This is a genomic window from Nonomuraea sp. NPDC004186, assembly GCF_053603495.1.
Genome location: NZ_JBSGFQ010000031.1, coordinates 72,569 through 89,713, shown reverse-complemented (window position 1 = coordinate 89,713; position 17,145 = coordinate 72,569). Strand labels below are relative to the sequence as shown.

Below are 17,145 nucleotides of genomic sequence, written 5' to 3'. Positions count from 1 at the left end.
GGAGGTTCCATGCGTAAACGCCTGTCATTGGCGCTGGCCGCCACGGTCGCGCTCGCCCTCTCACCCGCCGTTCCCTCCGAAGCCTCCGCTGCGTCCACCGCCGGCGCTCCCGTGGACCTCGACGCGCTGTTCGTCGGGGCCCACCCCGACGACGAGGCGTTCAGCCTGTCCACGCTCGGCCAGTGGAACGAGGACCACCGCGTACGCACCGGCGTCGTCACCGTCAGCCGCGGCGAGGGCGGCGGCAACGCCGTCGGACCCGAGGAGGGCCCGGCGCTCGGGCTGCTGCGCGAGTCCGAGGAGCGGGCGGCGGTCGGAAAGGCGGGCGTGCGCGAGGTCTTCAACCTCGACGACGTCGACTTCTACTACACGGTGAGCGCCCCGCTGACCGACCAGATCTGGGGCGCGGACACCCTGGAGAAGGTCGTGCGGGTGGTCCGCCAGACCAGGCCCGAGGTCATCCTGACCATGGACCCGGCGCCCTCCCCCGGCAACCACGGCAACCACCAGCAGGCGGCGCGGCTGGCCGTGCAGGCGTTCTACGCGGCGGCCGACCCCAAGGTGTTCCCCGAGCAGATCACCCGCGAGGGGCTGCGCCCGTTCGCGCCGGCCCGGCTGCTGCTCGGCGGCGGGCGCGGCACCTCGCAGACCGGCCCGTCCTGCGCCTCGACCTTCCGCCCGAACAACCCCGCGCAGAACGTGTACGGCGTGTGGAGCGGGCGCCCCTCCCAGGCGCAGGGCAAGACGTGGGCCGCGATCGAGCGCGACGCCCAGCGCGCGTACGCCTCCCAGGGCTGGGCCGTCTTCCCCGACGTGCCGTCGGACCCGAACCAGCTCGGCTGCGACTTCTTCACGCAGGTGGACTCGCGGGTGCCGTTCCCCGAGCCGGGCAGCGCGGCGGCGGCCGCGCCCACGGCGATCCTCGACGGCGCGCTGACCAGGGCGAGCGGGGCGGTCCCGCTGGGCACCCTGTTCGAGCTGCGCGCCGGCACGTTCGACGTGCGGCCCGGCACGCCGTTCACCGTCAAGGTCAGCGCGACCGCGCCGGCCCGCGAGCCGCTGGGTCGCTCGTCGGTGACGCTGGGCGTGCCCGCGGGCTGGCAGGTCAGCGGCTCGGGCGACCTGGGCAGGCTCGCCGCCGGGCGCACCGGGACGGCGACGTTCACCGTAACCCCCACTGGCACCCCCGCCGCTGGCACCGGACGGGCGCGCGTGTCGGCCACGCTGACCACCGAGCGGGGCCGCGGCTACACCGACCGGCAGGTCGAGATCAGCCCGCCCGTACGGGCCGGGCAGCAGCTCCTCCCCCAGGTCGCCCAGTACGAGAAGTGGACCTCCGAGGTCGGCGTGCCGCAGCTGCGCGGCATCGTCACCCCCGTGCTCACCCTGCCCTCCGGCGGCTCCCGGCAGGTCGGCGTCGTGGTGACCAACATCAGCGACGCGGCCAAGTCGGGGACCGTGCGCGTGGACCTGCCCGCCGGGTTCACCGCGGACCGCGTGGAGGCTCCCTACAGCGACCTGGCCGCCGGGGCCTCGACGACGGTGCCGTTCACCGTCACGAACTCCGACCCCTCGTTGAAGACGTCCAACCAGGGCGGCGACTACGCGTACACCATCAGCGTGGACGGCGCGGTCGCGAGCAAGCCGGCGCTCGAACTGGTCCCGGCGGCCTCCGTGCCGCAGGCGTCGCCCACCGTGGACGGCGTGGCGGGCGACGGCGAGTATCCCGGGCCCGCCCTCGACATCTCGCGGCTGTGGGAGGGCACGGCCTGCTCGTCCGCGGCCGACTGCTCCGGCACCGCCAAGCTCGCGTGGCACGACGACACCCTCTACCTGCTGGTCCAGGTGCAGGACGACGTGCTCGGCACCCGGCTGGCCACCGCCGACTGCAAGCGGCACTGGCGTACCGACTCGGTGGAGGTCACGCTCGACCCGCGTGGCACGTCCGAGAACACCTCGACCACCTTCAAGACCGCGGTGCTGCCCGTGACGGCCGAGGGACCGCCGTGCTTCCTGCGCGACGCCGACAACCGCCAGGGCCCGGGCGAGCAGACCGCCCCCGGCATGCGAGTGGCCTCGAAGGTCGCCTCGGGCGGATACACCGTGGAGATGTCGATCCCCATGGAGCTTCTCCCCGGCTCCGTCGATCCCGCCCACCTCGGGCTGAACATCCTCGTGTACGACTCCGACACCCAGGACAAGACCGGCCAGACCCGGATCGGCTGGTCGACGTGGGGCGGCGTGCAGGGCGACCCGTACCGGTGGGGCGTGGCCACGCTGACCGGCTACCGGCCGCCCGCGGACCGTCCGGTGCCCGACCCGGTGATCCCCGACACGGCCCTGTCCAGCCTGGACTCGCCGCAGTCGCTGGAGCAGGCGGTCCGGGTGCACGTCCCGCTCGCGGGTGGCCCGGCGGCCAAGGAGTCGGAGAGCGGCCAGGCCGTCTCCGCCGCCGCCGGCCAGAAGGAGGTGAAGGTGACGCTGCGGGCGGAGGCGCCCGGTAAGGCCCACCTGTTCGTCCGCGACGACCAGGGGACGGCGGGCAGCCGCGTCGTCACGGTGTCCCGCAAGGGCGTCACGACCGTCACCGTGCCCCTGACCCGCGCCCTGGCCGCCCACCCGGCGGTGGTGGCGGGCTGGGAGGCGCCCGGCGGCGGCACGGCGGCCTCGCAGGTGAAGGTGCGCTGAAGCCGGGCTGCCCGCCCTCCTCCCCGGAGGGCGGGCAGCCCTGTCGGACGCATCCCGTAGTCTGCCGGGATGCCGGAATCCCTCACACTCACGAACCTGCTCGACGACGCGGCCATCCTCTCCCTCGAGCACCAGATCCACCTCGAAGAGGTCCTCGGCGAGCACAGCTGGAGCGTCGACCTGCGGGAGCAGCGCTTCCAGTTCACCGGGAGCCGCACGATCACCTGCACCCGCTTCCACCTGCTCGGCAGCGCCGCCCCAGGGCCGCAGTCGTGGCTGTGGGCCTGGGCCAACCCGTCCGGCTTCCCGGAGCCGGTGATCGCCCTGTCGGGGACGCTGCGGGACTTCGGGCAGCGGTTCGGCATCGCGGAGCTGGCCTCCGCGGAGGTCCCGTTCGCCGCGCTGCCCACCTCCCCCGCCGAGCCGCACTTCGCCGCCGCGATCCTCACCGAGGCCGCCAAGGCGGTGACCGGCCACTGGACGTCCTACAGCGGCGACGCGGGCGGCGGCACCCGGGCCGCGTTCCTCGTCGAGCACCCGGACTTCCAGCTGCCGCCGCCCGAGCCGGTCCGCGTCATGCGCGTCCTGCAGCAGGCGCTCTCCCTGCCGCTGCTGACGGACCACCGGCGTGCGATGCACGGTTACGCCGCCCGCCGCGGGCTCGGGGCGTCCTTCAGCGACGCGGGCGGCGACCGGCTCATGCTCACGGGCCCCGGCTTCGAGGCGGCCGTCGACTTCGACGGGCACGGCCGGGTCGGCAACATCAGCGCGACCCTGTCGGCGCCCCGCGGCGCCTGAGCAGCGCCACCCCTGATCGCTCGCGGCGGGTGCCGTTTCGATAGATTCATCCCTCGGTGACCGACCGAAGGAGCCTCGTGACCATTCCCGAACTGACCGACGTCCACGCGGCGTGGCTGCCGCCCGAGGCGTTCCGGGCGATCGGTTCCCGCCGTACCCTCGTGCGGGCCGACGGGCCGCTAGCCGAGACCGTACGGGCGGAGGTCACGCGGGCCCGCGCCCGCTACGGCGACGGCGCCGAGGGCCCGTACGACCTGGTGCTGGGCCTGGACGCGGCCGAGGGCGCGGACGGGTACGCGATCGCGCGGCGGGACGGCGTCACGACCGTGACCGGCGGCGATGAGGCCGGCATGCTGTACGGGTTCTTCCACGTCGTACGGCTCGGCGAGGCCGCGTTCGGGGCCGACAGGGAGACGGAGCACCACCGGCCCGCGATGCGCCGGCGCATGCTCGACCACTGGGACAACATCGACGTGCACCCGGTGATGGGCCAGGTCGAGCGCGGTTACGCGGGCGGCTCGATCTTCTGGGACAAGGGCGCGCCGCGCGCGGACCTGACGCGGGTGCGCGCCTACGGGCGGCTGCTGGCCGCCTCCGGCGTCAACGCGGTCGCGATCAACAACGTGAACGTGCACGCCACCGAGGCCCGCCTGCTGACCGACCGGCTCGGCGAGGTGGCCGCGATCGCGGCCGAGCTGCGCCCGTACGGGATCCGCGTGCACCTGTCGGTCAACTTCGCCTCCCCGATCGCGCTCGGCGGCCTGCCCACCGCCGACCCGCTCGACGAGGGGGTGCGGGCGTGGTGGGCGCGGACCACCGAGCAGGTGTACGCGACGATCCCCGACTTCGGCGGGTACGTGGTGAAGGCCGACTCGGAGGGCCAGCCGGGCCCGTTCGCGTACGGGCGCACCCACGCCGACGGCGCCAACATGCTCGCCGAGGCCCTGGCCCCCTTCGGCGGGGTCGTGCACTGGCGGGCCTTCGTCTACAACCACCGCCAGGACTGGCGCGACCGCTCGACCGACCGCGCCCGCGCCGCCTACGACCACTTCGCCCCGCTCGACGGCCGGTTCCTGGACAACGCGATCCTGCAGGTCAAGCACGGCCCCATGGACTTCCAGACGCGCGAGCCGGTCTCCCCGGTGATCCTGGAGATGCAGGGGACCCGCCTGGCGGTGGAGCTGCAGGTGACGCAGGAGTACACCGGCCAGCAGCGGCACGTCTGCTACCTGGCCCCCATGTGGAGCGAGATCCTCGCGTTCGAGAACGTCGCCGAGGCGGGCGACCTGGTCGCGGTCTCCAATGTTGGCGACGACCGCTACTGGACCGGCCACCCGCTCGCGCAGGCCAACCTGTACGCGTTCGGCCGCCTCGCCTGGGACCCGGGCCTCGACCCGGCCGCCGTCCTCGACGAGTGGATCGACCTCACCTTCGCGTGGCCCGGCGAGTCGCTGCGGCGCACCCTGCACGCCATGATGGACGGGTCGTGGCGCACGTACGAGCGCTACACCGCGCCGCTCGGCGTCGGCTTCATGGTGCGCCCCGGCCACCACTACGGCCCGGACGTGGACGGCTACGAGTACACGCCGTGGGGCACGTACCACTTCGCCGACCGCGACGGCGTGGGCGTGGACCGCACGCGCGCCACCGGCACCGGCTTCACCGGCCAGTACCCGCAGCCGTGGTCGGACGTCTACGAGTCGCTGGAGCGCTGCCCCGACGAGCTGCTGCTGTTCTTCCACCACGTCCCGTACGGGCACGTGCTGCACAGCGGCTCGACGGTCATCCAGCACATCTACGACACGCACTTCGCGGGGGCGGAGGAGGCGGCCGAGACGCGGCTGCACTGGGAGAAGCTGGCCGGCACCGGCGCGGTCGACCCGGACCTGTACGCCCGGGTCAAGGAGCGGCTCGACGAGCAGGTCCGCTGCGCCGAGGAGTGGCGCGACCAGATCAACGCCTATTTCTTCCGCAAGTCAGGCGTCCCCGACGCGCGCGGCAGGCGCATCCCCTAGGGAGCGCCCGGCGAACGACCGCGCGACGGCGATCACAGCCGCCACCAGCACGGGCAGGGCGACGATCGCGGGCCACGGCACGTCCGGCACGACGTCGGGCGTGACGGGCCCGCCCTGCCAGGCGCGCACGAGCCGGGGCATCAGGACATGGCAGAGCCCCAGCCCCAGCAATGCGCCCGCGGCGGCGTGCCACAGGGCCGCCCAACGGCCCGTGGCGGCGGCGTGGAGCAGGAGGCCGGACGCGGCCACCAGCCCCAGCGCGATCGCTCCGCCCAGCAGAACGGGCGATGGGACCGCCGGATCCGGCGAGCCGATCACCGTGACGTCCCACCCGGATCCGGCCACCGCCGCGCGGGCCGCGTTCCCGTCGCCGTCCACGGCGAGCCACCAGTCGGTGGCGGGCAACGGCGGACGTGCCGCGGCCAGGTTCCAGGCCTGCAAGGTCTGCCAGTCCATGAGGACGGCGGCGGAGTCGAGAGCGACGCCGGGCATGCGCTCGACGACACCGGCGAGCTCGACCTGGAGCGGTCGCCGTCCGAGCGAGATGGAGCCGGTCCGGCCCGTGGCGAGCTTCGCCGAGGCGGCCAGCTCGGGGGTGAGCACGATCGGCACCGGCCGGGCGGGGGCGGCGTTCAGCGGTACGGGCCGCACGACGGAGGCACCGTCCTTCACCTTCAGCGAGAAGATGCCGCTTCCCGTCCCTTCCGACCATCGCTGACCCGCGGGCAGGGCCAGTTCCCCTCCGTCGGCGCGCAGCGCGGTCACGGTGATCACGTGTGCGGAGTCGTCGGTGGCGTCGCCCAGGAAACCCCGGACGGCAAGCGGGTAGGCGATCTTCCCGTCCGGACCGGCCAGGCCGGCGAGGTCCACGTCCACCTTCGCGGAGCCTTCGCGCAGTGGTGCGACCGGCAGGTCGTGCCAGACCCCGAGGGCGTCGGAGACCACCACGCGCAGCCGCACGGAGCCGTCGGACCGCTCGACCTCGACGGTGAGCGTGCGCGGCCGGCCGGGCAGCGGCAGGGCGCCGAGCTGGGGACGGCCGGCGACCATCGCGGCCGCCAGCTGCGCCACCGTCCGGTCCGACAGATCGGGCCGCAGCCGGAACACCTCGCCGAGGCGGTTCGCGTCGACGCCGAGGAGGGTGCTGTAGCGGAGGTCGACATCGACGCGATCGCGGTGTCCGGGCACCGCGGCGGTGACACCGGGCAGCGCGGTGAAGGCGGTGCCACGGCCGAGGACGCCCGGCTCGCCTCCCGACGGCGGGCCGGTCAGCCGCACGTCGGCACCGGCCTGGTGACGGGCCTGGTCCGCCTGCGAGGAGCGCCAGGTCGTGGCGCCACCGATCGCGAGAACGGCGACCGCGGCGGCGATCCCCGCGGAGAGCGCCCGTATCCCCGGCCTCGGCGCCTCGGCGACCAGGCACGCCACCGCGACCAGCGCCATCAGGATCGCCACCAGGAGTGTTCCCGACAGGTCCGGCAGCCGTAATCCCGCGGCCCGCCACCACGGCGTGGCCTCCGCCAGGGACAGCAGCAGGCGGGCCACGAAGGGGGCCAGGAACGCGCAGCCCATGACCACCGCCGCCGTGCCCAGGGCCCGGCCGGCCCGCCTGGGCCCCGGCGTGAGGAGCAGCGCCAGGGCCAGGAGCGCCGCCAGACCCAGGACGGTCCAGCGGGCCGCCTGCGCGGCGGCCTCGATCCGGGCCAGTGTGCCGGGGAGAGCACTGGCGGGCGTGCAGTCGGGGCAGCCGTTCGCCTTGAGCCGTTCCCGCAGGTCCGGCAGCCGGGCGGCCGCCGTACGCAGCCGCTCGACCGGCAGGCCGCGCAGGTCGGGCACGACGGTCCAGGTGGCGTCGACCGTTTCGGCGAAGCGGTCGAGGAAGGTGGCCTGATCCACCATGAGCGGGCCGTAGGTGGTGTATCCCTCCCTCTCGACGCCACGGCCGAGCATCAGGTCGCCGGCCCAGCGCGGCCCGTAGGGGTCGTCGGGCAGGAACACCCCGGTGATCTTGACCTTTACCGGCTCGGCGTCGATACGGCCGATCGTGGTGAACACCTGTCCGGCCGTGAAGCCGGTGAACGAGGCGGCGGCCTGGGAGATCGCCGCCTCGACCGGCTCGGTGCGCGACCGGGGCCAGGAGCCGCTGACCAGTCTCGCGTGCTGCTGGAATCCGTCGAGACTGCCGAACCTGAGCCGCTCCGGCCGCCGGTACCTCAGCTTCTCCTGGCCCGGCATCGTGTAGCCGTCCGAGCGGAGCAAGGTGGTCACCTCGGTGGGCGCACCGCCGAAGGCCAGGGCCGTCTGTTCCCGTACGGCCCGGTCGAGCCCGGCGAAGTTCCCGGCGTTGATCACGCCGGCGACCGTGACGCCGACGGCCTGAGGCGGAGCCGTCTCCACGGCATGCCGCACTTCCACATCGCCCAGAGCCGCGGCACACATGCCGAGCCCGGCGAACACGGTGGCGACCAGCAGGCTCACCACGCCCAGCCTCAGCACTGACGGCATGCCCCGCCACCTTCCGCAGCTCTCATCTCCCGGTGATCACCGGGAGATCATGCTGAGGATAGTGGCTCGATCCGCGCCCGCGACTCCTCAGGCGGTGAAGCGCTCGCGGACCTCGGCGATCACCGGGCGGCTGTTCCACAGCAGGGCCGCGGCGAACGCCGAGGCCAGCAGGGCGGGCGCCAGCTCGGTGGCGACCATCGTGATGCCGCCCGCCACGATCAGCAGCGACGCGTTGCCAAGGGCGGCCTTCGGGTGGCGCATGAGGAAGTACGACGCCAGCCGTGCCACGTCCACCGCCCGGAACGCGAACAGCGACGTGATCACCAGCGCGTTGGCGGCCCACAGCAGCGCCGCCAGCGCGACGAGCACGAGCAGCACCGCCCACCACCCCGGGACGCCGGCGACGGCGAAGTTCGCCAGGTTCGTCCCGACGACGGCCAGCGCGACGAGCCACGGCACCCAGATCTTCAGCACGCCGCGCACGTTGGCCTTGTAACCGCGCCAGAACGCCGCCGCCGGATGCAGGTCCGTCAGGTCCCGGCTGCGATGGCGCAGCGCGTAGAGGGCGGCGGACAGCGCGGGGCCGAGCGGCAGCGCGCAGGCCGCCACCAGCGGCACGTTGGCGGCGTCGCCGCCGAGCAGGGTCAGCGCGATCAGGCCGGGCGCGGTCGCGACGAGGAACAGGCCCTCGACCACCAGCAGGCTGTAGATCAGCGTGGCGGCGCGCGAGAGCGGGCCCTCGCCGAACCGCCGCCCCGCCGACACCTCGCTCATGGGCTCTCCTCTCCCAGGCCGAGCAGCCGCCTGTCGTCCCACCACGGCGGCGTCCGGTCCACCACCGGTGTGAGCTCGACCAGCGTAACCTCGTGGCGGTCGAGCCGGAGATCCAGGTCCACGCGACCGTCCGCGACGGGCAGGCTCCGGTGGGAGCGCACGGGCTCGGCCGCCTCCCGCAGCGCGTCGAGCTCCCTGGGCCGTGGCGAGCGCGGGCGGCCCAGCTCGCGCCACGCCGCCCACGCGTTGCCCTTCTCCTCGCTCACCGACGAGCGCAGCTCGAACGCCGAGGCGGCCTCCCCGATGGGGATCGACAGCCGCAAGGCGTGCCCGTCTGCTGGAGGCGCGCCGGTCACGTCCGCCGGGGCCCAGGCCAGCACGGTGACCCGGCCGTCGCCGTCCCGGGTGACCAGGTGGTCCTCCCCGCGCGCCAGGACCTGGTCACCCATCCGGGCCATGAACGCGTACAGGTGGTAGGTGGGCTTCTTGATCTGCCGGTGGGTCAGCAGGCCGAAGCCGCCGTGGAAGAGCGAGGTCGGGATCCCCTGCTCCTCGAACATGTCGCTGAAGGTCCAGTAGGAGAAGGAGTCGACCAGGTCTCCCCCGGCCGCCAGCACCGGGGCGAGGTAGGCGGCGTGGAAGGCCGTGTCGTGGACGGGGTTGTCGGGCCGGTAGGAGGAGTTGAACTCCGTGATGTGCACCGGCAGCCCCTCCAGCGGGCCGCCCGCGAGCTGCCGCCGCGGCGTGGCGAACTGCTCCAGCAGCTTCGACGCCGGCGCGAGCGTCTGGTGCACGCCGAAGGGCACGTGCTGGGCCGGGCCGGAGGTGTACGCGTGTCGGCTGACGAAGTCGATGGGCAGCGAATGCTCGGCCACGAAGTCGGCGAAGCGCACGAGGAACTCGTCGGAGCCGGGCGAGATGGCCGGGCCGCCGACCTGGAGCGAGGCGTCCACCTCCTTGACCGCGTGCGCGCTCACCTCATAGAGGCGGTGGTAGGCGTCCTGGTCGGCGTCCTGCCAGAAGTCCTTGAGGTTGGGCTCGTTCCACACCTCGATCGGCCAGGTGCGCACCTCGTCGAGCCCGTACCGGTCGACGAGGTGCGCCAGCGTGGCCCGCACCAGCTCCGCCCACTCCCGCCAGGAGCGGGGCGGGGTGACGTTGCCCTGCCACCAGAACACGGTCTGGTCGCCGGAGGCCAGCCCGGAGGGCATGAACCCCAGCTCCACGAAAGGGCGGATGCCGAGTTCGAGGTAGGCGTCGATCACCTGGTCCACGTACGTGAACGAGTGGCGCACGTGCCGCGCGCCCGCGTACTCGTACGGCTGGTGGACGCCCACCCCGTCGCTCAGCAGCCCGTGCCCCCGGATGTGCCGGAAGCCGATCTCCCGCTGGATCAGCGCCAGCGAGTCCTGGTAGTCGCGGCGCAGCGCCAGCTCGAAGCGGCCGGTGCCGACACAGAACCGCCAGGCGTCGGACAGCCGTCCCGAGGCCTCCGAGGGCACTCGCATCAGCCGTGGTCCTTCTTGAAGCGCTCGTAGGCGGAGTTGACGAGGTTCATGTAGGAGGTCATGTTCTTGGCCTCCAGCTCCTTGACGTAGGCGTCCCACTCGCTCAGGTCACGCTCGCCGAGGACGAACTTGAGCGTCTGCTGGGTGACGTAGTCCTTCAGCGGCGTCTCCCACAGCGTGGCCTGCTCGCGCTCCTCGTCGTTGAACGGGTGCGGCGGCTCGACCGGCCAGCCCTTCCTGGCGTTCATCACGTCCTGGAAGGCCACCTCCTCCTCGGAGAAGGTGGAGTTCAGCAGCTTGGTGGTGCCGCCGTAGGCGAACACGCCGTTGGAGAAGCCGAAGTCCTTCTGCAGGTGCTTGGGCGCGCCGGGGTTGAGGCCGACGAAGTCGATGTCCTTGGCGAGCTTGAACGCGCCCGAGGCGTCCTTGGTGTACGTCGTGCCCTCGACGCCCCACTTGGCGAACTCCTCGCCCTGGTCGGAGTACCAGAGCCAGTCGATGAACTGCATCATGGCGACGAAGTTCTTGTTCTCCAGCGCCTTCTTGGAGATCATGACGCCGTTCTCGAGCCGGGTGTCGATCTTGTACTCGCCGACCGGGCCCAGGGGCACCGGGATCTTGGCGACCTTGGCGCCGGGGACGAGCTTGGTCAGCGTGGGGCGGTAGTCGTTGACGATCGACTGCGCGTTCGCGCTGATCACGAACGACTTGCCGGAGTTGAACTTCTGCTTGGCCTGCTCGTCCTGCTGGGTGAAGCTCTCCGGGTCGAGCAGCTTCTCCTTCACCAGCTTGTTCAGGTACTCCAGCATCTGCTTGTACTGCGGCATCGCGCCGGTGTAGACGAACTTGCCGGCCGTGGCGTCGAAGGTCGCGTGCTGGTACTGCCAGCCGCCCTTGGCGCCGTAGGCCTGGGCGACGAGCTTGAAGATGTTGCCGCCGGGCGTGGGGACACCGAACCGGTCGGTCATCGGGTAGAGGTCCGGGTACTCCTTCTTCAGCGCCTTGAGCAGGGTGTAGAGATCATCCCAGGTCTTCGGGACCTCCAGCTTGTGCTTCTCCAGGATGTCGGTCCGCACGGCCAGGGAGTAGTCGGCCCAGATCTCCTCGTGGAGCCCCGGCAGCAGGTAGATGCGGCCGTCGGCCTGGCGCAGGGTGTCCAGCTCCGGCTCCATCTTCCACTTGGCGACCTTGTCCTTGAAGTTGGGCATCAGGTCGAAGTAGTCGCTGACCGGCAGGATGGCGCCGGAGGAGACGAACGCCTCCTCGGCCGGGTGGTAGGTCTTCGGGATGATGAGCGGGGCCTGGCCGGAGCCCACCAGCAGGCCGCGCTTCTTCTCGTAGTCGCTGAGCGGCACCTCCACCGGCTTGAGCGTCACGTTGGTCCGCTTGGTCAGCTCCTGCCAGAACAGCCAGTCGCTCTTGTCCGGGTAGAACGGGTGGTTGTTGTAGAGCACGTCGAACGAGATCGGCTCGGTGGCCTTGAACTGCTGGTTGACTCCGTAGTTGGCCATCGCGCCCGCCTTGTTCGCGGACACGTCGGCGGCCTTCTTCGGAGCCGCGTCCTCGCCGCAGCCGGCGACGGCAAGAGTGAGCGCACCCAGCCCGAGGAGTGCCTGACGGCGGGAGATGTGCTGCATGGGGGGGGATCCTTTCGGGAGGACAGTGGTTAACCCTTGACCGCGCCGAGCATGACGCCCGAGACGAAGTACCTCTGCACGAAGGGGTAGACCGCCAGGATGGGGACGACGGTGAGCATGATCGTCACCGACTGGATGTTGGCCGCCGCCGCCGACGCCTCGCTGAGCGACGCGCCCGCGGACTCGGCGCCGGTGGCGCCCGCGATGAGGTTGCGCAGGTAGATGGTCACGGGGAACAACTCGGTCTTGTTCAGGTAGAGGAACGCCGTGAACCACGAGTTCCAGAACGAGACCGCGTAGAACAGCACCATCGTGGCGATGACCGCCTTCGACAGCGGCAGCACCACCCGCCACAGGACGCCGTAGGTGTTCAGGCCGTCGATCGCGGCGGCCTCCTCCAGCTCCTGCGGCAGGCCCTCGAAGAACGCCTTCATGACCAGGAGGTTGAAGACGCTGATGGCGTTGGGCAGGACGATGGCCCAGATGGAGTTGGTCAGCCCGAGGCCGTTGACCAGCACGTAGTTGGGGATCAGGCCGCCGGAGAAGATCATGGTGAAGACGGCGACCCAGATCAGGAACGTGCGGCCCCTGAGGTGCTTCTTGGACAGCACGTACGCGTAGCACGTCGTCAGCAGCATGGCGATCGCCGTGGCCACGACGGTGTAGACAATCGTGTTGCCGTAGTTCGTCCAGAATGTCGGGTCCGACACCACGAGCTTGTAGGTCGTGATGTTGAACCCGCGCGGGATGAGGTTGACCTGCCCGCCGACGATGTAGCGCTCCTCGCTGAACGAGCGGGCGAGGATGTTGAGGAAGGGGTAGAGCGTCACGATCACGACGCCGCTCAGGATGACGGCGTTGACCACCTGGAAGGCGCGGTAGCCACGGGTCTTCTCGAGGGTCACCACAGGCTCGTCCCTACTGTGCGGCGGGAGATCAGGTTCGCCGAGAGGATCAGCACCACGCCGACCAGGGCCTCGAACAGGCCGATCGCGGCGGCGTAGCTCAGGTTGCTGGACTCCACGCCCATCCGGTACAGGTATGTGGAGATCACGTCCGCCGTCGGGTAGGTCAGCGGGTTGTACAGCAGCAGGACCTTCTCGAAGCCCACGGCCATGAACGTGCCGATGTTGAGGATCAGCAGCGTGATCGCCGTCGGCCGGATGCCCGGCAGGGTGACGTGCCAGATCTGCCGCCACCGTCCGGCGCCGTCCATCCGGGCCGCCTCGTAGAGCTGCTCGTCGATGGTGGTCAGCGCGGCCAGGTAGAGGATGGTCCCCCAGCCGACGGTCTGCCAGACCTCCGACGAGACGAAGATCGTGCGGAACCACTCGGGTTTCTGCAGGAACGCGGTGGGCTCCCCGCCGAACACCTTGACGATCTGGTTCACCGGTCCGTCGATGGCCAGCATCTGCATGACGATGCCGGCCACGATGACCATCGACAGGAAGTGCGGCAGGTACGACACCGACTGCAGGAACCGCTTCACGCGCCGGTTGCGCACCTCGTTGAGCAGCAGCGCCAGCACGATCGGCAGCGGGAAGCAGAACAGCAGGGTCAGCGCGCCGAGGATGAGCGTGTTGGCGAACACGGTCCAGAACGACGGGTCGTTCAGGAACATCTTCACGTACCGCAGGCCCACCCAGGTCTCGCCGAAGATGCTCCCGCCGGGCTCGAACTTGCGGAAGGCGATCACGTTGCCGAGCATCGGGAGGTACCGGAAGATCGCGAAGAACAGCAGCGGCAGGATCGCCAGCGAGTACAGCTGCCAGTCGCGGCGGATCGCGTGCCGCCAGGTGCCGGGTTTGGCCCGTCTGCGCCGGCTGGGTGCCGGTCCCGCCGCCCGCGCGTCTCGCGGCGGATTGTCCAACGACGTTGTGCTCATCCCGCTCCTTCCCGTGTGATACGAGCCGTGACCAGCAGGTTCCTGTCGTGCCCCAGCTCGCGCTCGGCGCCGGTCAGCCGCAGCGGCACGGCCGCCACGGCACCGGTCGCCGGGTCCGTCGCGGCGTCCCCGCTGGAGCGCCCGAAGCGCAGCTCGACGTCGCCGGGCTCGACGATGCGCCGGCCGCGCACGCCGGTGAACGACGCGGCGTCGGCCGGGACGGTGAACTCCACGCGGGCGGCCTGCCCGGCCTCCAGCGGGACGCGGGTGTAGCCGACCAGCCGCACCACCGGCCTGGTGGTCTGCGCGACCGGGTCGTGCAGGTAGAGCTGGACGGCCTCGGCGCCGGCCCGCGATCCGGTGTTGCGGACGCGCACCCCGACGGTGACCTCGCCGTCCACCGGCCACTCGGCCGCGCCCGTGTCCAGGAGCTCCCACTCGAACGTGGTGTAGCTCAGCCCGTGCCCGAACGAGTACGCGGGCGTCGGGTCCACCGACGACACCTGCGTACGGCGGCCGAGCCACGGCGACAGGTAGGTGGCGGGCAGGCCGCCGGCGTCGCGCGGCACGCTGACCGGCAGCCGGCCGGTCGGGTTGACGGCGCCGGTGAGCACCTCCGCCAGCGCCTGGCCGCCCCGCTGGCCGGGGAAGAAGCCGTAGACGACGGCCGCGGCCGCGTCGAACTCCGGGCCCAGCGCGTACGGCCGCCCGGCCAGCAGCACCAGGACCACCGGGGTGCCGGTCGCCAGCACCGCCCGGACCAGCTCTGACTGCACGCCCGGCAGGCGCAGGTCGGCGGCGTCACAGCCCTCGCCGGAGGTGCCGCGCCCGAAGAGCCCCGCCCGGTCGCCGACGGCGAGCACGCACACGTCGCTCTCCGCCGCCGCGGCGACGGCCGCCGCGATCCCGGAGGTGTCGTCGCCGGTGATCTCGCAGCCCGGCTCGTACGCGAGATCGGGGACCAGCGCGCCGAGCGCCTCGCGCAGCGACGGGAGGTCGAGCCCGAGCCCGTGCTCGGGGTGCGGGCCCACGTGCGCGGGGAAGGCGTAGCAGCCGAGCATCGCCATCGGGTCGTCGGCCACCGGCCCCACGAGCGCCACCCGCCGGCCCGGCGCGAGCGGCAGGACGCCGCCGGTGTTGCGCACCAGCACGATCGACTCGCGCGCCAGGCGCAGGGCGAGCTCCTGGCTCTCCTCGTCGTCGAGCCGCACGTCGGCGGCGTCGCCGGGCAGCGGCCGCCAGTCCTCGTCGAGCAGCCCCAGCTCGGCCTTCTGCGCCAGCACCCGGGCCAGCGCGCGGTCGATGAGCGCCTCGTCGACCTGTCCCGACTTCACGGCCTCGATCAGCGGAGGGCCGAAGGTGTCCACCGTGGGCAGCTCGACGTCGATCCCGGCCCGCAGCGCGAGCCCGGCCGCGTCCGCGGCCTCCGCCGCGACGCCGTGCAGCTTGTGCAGGAACCGGATGGAGAAGTAGTCGGCGACCACCGTGCCCGCGAACCCCCACTCCTCGCGCAGCAGCCCGGTCAGCAGCTCCTCGTCGGCCGCGACGGGGACGCCGTCGATCTCGGCGTAGGAGTTCATCACCGACCGGGCGCCGCCCAGGCGCAGGGCCATCTCGAACGGCGGCAGGATCACGTCCGCCAGTTCCCTGCCTCCCATGTGGGCGGGGGCGAGGTTGCGGCCGCCCCGGGAGGCGGAGTAGCCGGCGAAGTGCTTCAACGTGGCGACGAGGCCCGCGCCCTCGAGCCCGCGCACGTAGGCCGCGCCGACCGTCCCGACCAGGTAGGGGTCCTCGCCGATCGTCTCCTCGGTGCGGCCCCAGCGGTAGTCGCGGGTGACGTCGAGGACCGGGGCCAGGCCCTGGTGGACGCCGGCTGCCCGCATGGACCGGCCGATCCGCCCGGCCACCTCCTCGATCAGCTCGGGGTCGAAGGACGCGCCCCAGCTCAGCGGCGCCGGGTACACCGTCGCCCGCCAGGCGGCGAAGCCGGTCAGGCACTCCTCGTGGACCTGGGCCGGGATCCCGAACCTGCTGGCGGCCACGATCTGGGCCTGCGAGGCGGCCAGCGAGCGAGCGCCGGCGACGGGATCGACCGCCGCCGTGCCGAACGGGCGGGTCAGCTGGCCCAGCCCGTGGGCGATGACGTCGCTCCACTCCACGCCCGCCATGTCGGCCTGGTGCGGGGCGACGCCTCCCCCTGACGCGTCGGCGCCGACCCAGACGCCCACGAGCTGGGCGATCTTCTCCTCCAGCGTCATGAGCGGGATGAGCACCCCGGCCCGCTCGGCGGCAGTCAGCCGCGTGTCCCGCCACTTGTCGATTGGTACCTGGCCCCTCATGCCACCCTTTCGGCTCTTAGCCGGCCTGCTGCCGAAACTTTCGAGGAATTCCCGTTAATATTGCGGCAACTTATGGGTCCAGGTTTCGGCGTGTCAAGAGGGTGCAAACTGTTATATTCGTGCTGATCACCGCAGGGTCAGGCCAGCATTCGACGCCCGCATTTCCAGAAAGTTTCCGGATGCTCAGATGACAAGTTGCCGTTCAGCCACGCTCAGGTCAGGGACTCCGTCAGAGTGCGGGCCGCCTGGGTGACCAACTTGCCGTACTCCCCGCGCAGTTCCTCCGGCATGCGGCTGGCGGGGGTGGAGATGCTGAGGCTGGCGACCGGGCCGTCCGGGCCCAGCACGGCGGCGGCGACGGCCGCGATGTCGGAGCGCCACTCACCGCGGTTGTCCGCGTAACCCCGCGCCCGGACCGCGGCCAGCTCGGCGCCCAGCGCCTCGGGGTCGACGATCGTCGTGTCCGTGTACGACGCGAGCTCCGGCAGCGGGGCGGACCTGTGCGCGAGCACGGCCTTGCCGTTGGCCGAGGCGTGCAGCGGGAGCCTGATGCCGAGCGGCAGCACGATGCGCAGCGGCTTGTCGGTCTCCAGCCGCTCGATCAGGACGACCGCGTCGCCCTCCGGCACCATCAGGTGGATCGTCTCCCCGGTGCGCTGCCGCAACTGCTCCATGACCGGCATCGCCGCGTCCCGCAGGCCCAGCTCCGTCCTGCGGCCGACCTGGAACGCCTTGCTCGTCACCTGCCAGCGCGTGATCTCGCCCGCCGCGGGCCTGATCCACCCGGCCTCGTACAGCGTCCTCAGCGAGCGCTGCACCGTGCTCTTGGGCAGCCCGAGCACCCGGGCCAGCTCCCCGACTCCGGCGGGCTGGCGGGCGGCGACCTCTTCGAGCACCCGGAGGGCGTTGATCACGTTCTGCATCCATTGACTCCTCTGCGGACCGATTTTAATGTTAGTGAACCGCAACACGGCACACCGTGCCGTGACACGGCAC

11 protein-coding genes are annotated in these 17,145 nt (G+C 71.9%); 3 read left to right on the top strand and 8 right to left on the bottom strand.

Features of this window, described 5'->3' with window-relative positions; all coding sequences use genetic code 11:
- The first annotated feature begins 9 nt into the window (after positions 1 to 9).
- From ACWEPL_RS25075 to ACWEPL_RS25065, 3 genes are all read left to right on the top strand, one after another.
- Positions 10 to 2,688: a sugar-binding protein gene (locus tag ACWEPL_RS25075; RefSeq protein WP_452437583.1), complete on the top strand. Its 2,679-nt coding sequence runs from the start codon at positions 10 to 12 to the stop codon at positions 2,686 to 2,688.
- Positions 2,689 to 2,757: 69 nt separating this feature from the next.
- Positions 2,758 to 3,486, top strand: a complete 729-nt coding sequence (locus ACWEPL_RS25070) for a DUF6882 domain-containing protein (RefSeq protein WP_452437582.1) — start codon at positions 2,758 to 2,760, stop codon at positions 3,484 to 3,486.
- 77 nt (positions 3,487 to 3,563) lie between these two features.
- The gene (locus tag ACWEPL_RS25065) at positions 3,564 to 5,501 is read left to right on the top strand and encodes an alpha-glucuronidase (RefSeq protein WP_452437581.1); all 1,938 of its coding nucleotides are present in this window, start codon (positions 3,564 to 3,566) and stop codon (positions 5,499 to 5,501) included.
- On the opposite strand, the gene ACWEPL_RS25060 is transcribed toward ACWEPL_RS25065, so the two are convergent.
- The 8 genes from ACWEPL_RS25060 to ACWEPL_RS25025 all read right to left on the bottom strand — a co-directional run bounded on the left by ACWEPL_RS25060 (position 5,463) and on the right by ACWEPL_RS25025 (position 17,072).
- Positions 5,463 to 8,006 (bottom strand): hypothetical protein, encoded by a 2,544-nt coding sequence (locus tag ACWEPL_RS25060; protein ID WP_452437580.1) that lies wholly within the window; start codon positions 8,004 to 8,006, stop codon positions 5,463 to 5,465. The genes ACWEPL_RS25065 and ACWEPL_RS25060 overlap by 39 nt on opposite strands.
- A gap of 87 nt (positions 8,007 to 8,093) precedes the next feature.
- Positions 8,094 to 8,780: a hypothetical protein gene (locus tag ACWEPL_RS25055; RefSeq protein WP_452437579.1), complete on the bottom strand. Its 687-nt coding sequence runs from the start codon at positions 8,778 to 8,780 to the stop codon at positions 8,094 to 8,096.
- Positions 8,777 to 10,288: a GH39 family glycosyl hydrolase gene (locus ACWEPL_RS25050; RefSeq protein ID WP_452437578.1), complete on the bottom strand. Its 1,512-nt coding sequence runs from the start codon at positions 10,286 to 10,288 to the stop codon at positions 8,777 to 8,779. The genes ACWEPL_RS25055 and ACWEPL_RS25050 overlap by 4 nt, the downstream gene beginning before the upstream one ends.
- A complete protein-coding gene (locus tag ACWEPL_RS25045; RefSeq protein ID WP_363974519.1) occupies positions 10,288 to 11,925 on the bottom strand; it encodes an ABC transporter substrate-binding protein in 1,638 nt (545 codons plus the stop codon). The genes ACWEPL_RS25050 and ACWEPL_RS25045 overlap by 1 nt, the downstream gene beginning before the upstream one ends.
- A gap of 29 nt (positions 11,926 to 11,954) precedes the next feature.
- Complete coding sequence (locus ACWEPL_RS25040; protein WP_355195813.1) at positions 11,955 to 12,830, bottom strand: carbohydrate ABC transporter permease; 876 nt, start codon at positions 12,828 to 12,830, stop codon at positions 11,955 to 11,957.
- Complete coding sequence (locus tag ACWEPL_RS25035) at positions 12,827 to 13,810, bottom strand: ABC transporter permease (protein WP_350727790.1); 984 nt, start codon at positions 13,808 to 13,810, stop codon at positions 12,827 to 12,829. Before ACWEPL_RS25035 ends, ACWEPL_RS25040 begins: the two co-directional genes overlap by 4 nt.
- Positions 13,807 to 16,149, bottom strand: a complete 2,343-nt coding sequence (locus ACWEPL_RS25030) for a beta-xylosidase/alpha-l-arabinosidase (RefSeq protein WP_452437577.1) — start codon at positions 16,147 to 16,149, stop codon at positions 13,807 to 13,809. Before ACWEPL_RS25030 ends, ACWEPL_RS25035 begins: the two co-directional genes overlap by 4 nt.
- A 212-nt stretch (positions 16,150 to 16,361) precedes the next feature.
- A complete protein-coding gene (locus ACWEPL_RS25025; protein WP_452437576.1) occupies positions 16,362 to 17,072 on the bottom strand; it encodes an IclR family transcriptional regulator in 711 nt (236 codons plus the stop codon).
- Positions 17,073 to 17,145: the final 73 nt, after the last annotated feature.

Excerpts from the sequence above, each read along its gene's own strand:
- ACWEPL_RS25075 (WP_452437583.1), top strand. The coding sequence starts at position 10 with ATGCGTAAACGCCTGTCATTGGCGCTGGCCGCCACGGTCGCGCTCGCC.
- ACWEPL_RS25070 (WP_452437582.1), top strand. The coding sequence starts at position 2,758 with ATGCCGGAATCCCTCACACTCACGAACCTGCTCGACGACGCGGCCATC.
- ACWEPL_RS25060 (WP_452437580.1), bottom strand. The coding sequence starts at position 8,006 with ATGCCGTCAGTGCTGAGGCTGGGCGTGGTGAGCCTGCTGGTCGCCACC.
- ACWEPL_RS25055 (WP_452437579.1), bottom strand. The coding sequence starts at position 8,780 with ATGAGCGAGGTGTCGGCGGGGCGGCGGTTCGGCGAGGGCCCGCTCTCG.
- ACWEPL_RS25050 (WP_452437578.1), bottom strand. The coding sequence starts at position 10,288 with ATGCGAGTGCCCTCGGAGGCCTCGGGACGGCTGTCCGACGCCTGGCGG.
- ACWEPL_RS25045 (WP_363974519.1), bottom strand. The coding sequence starts at position 11,925 with ATGCAGCACATCTCCCGCCGTCAGGCACTCCTCGGGCTGGGTGCGCTC.
- ACWEPL_RS25035 (WP_350727790.1), bottom strand. The coding sequence starts at position 13,810 with ATGAGCACAACGTCGTTGGACAATCCGCCGCGAGACGCGCGGGCGGCG.
- ACWEPL_RS25030 (WP_452437577.1), bottom strand. The coding sequence starts at position 16,149 with ATGAGGGGCCAGGTACCAATCGACAAGTGGCGGGACACGCGGCTGACT.
- ACWEPL_RS25025 (WP_452437576.1), bottom strand. The coding sequence starts at position 17,072 with ATGCAGAACGTGATCAACGCCCTCCGGGTGCTCGAAGAGGTCGCCGCC.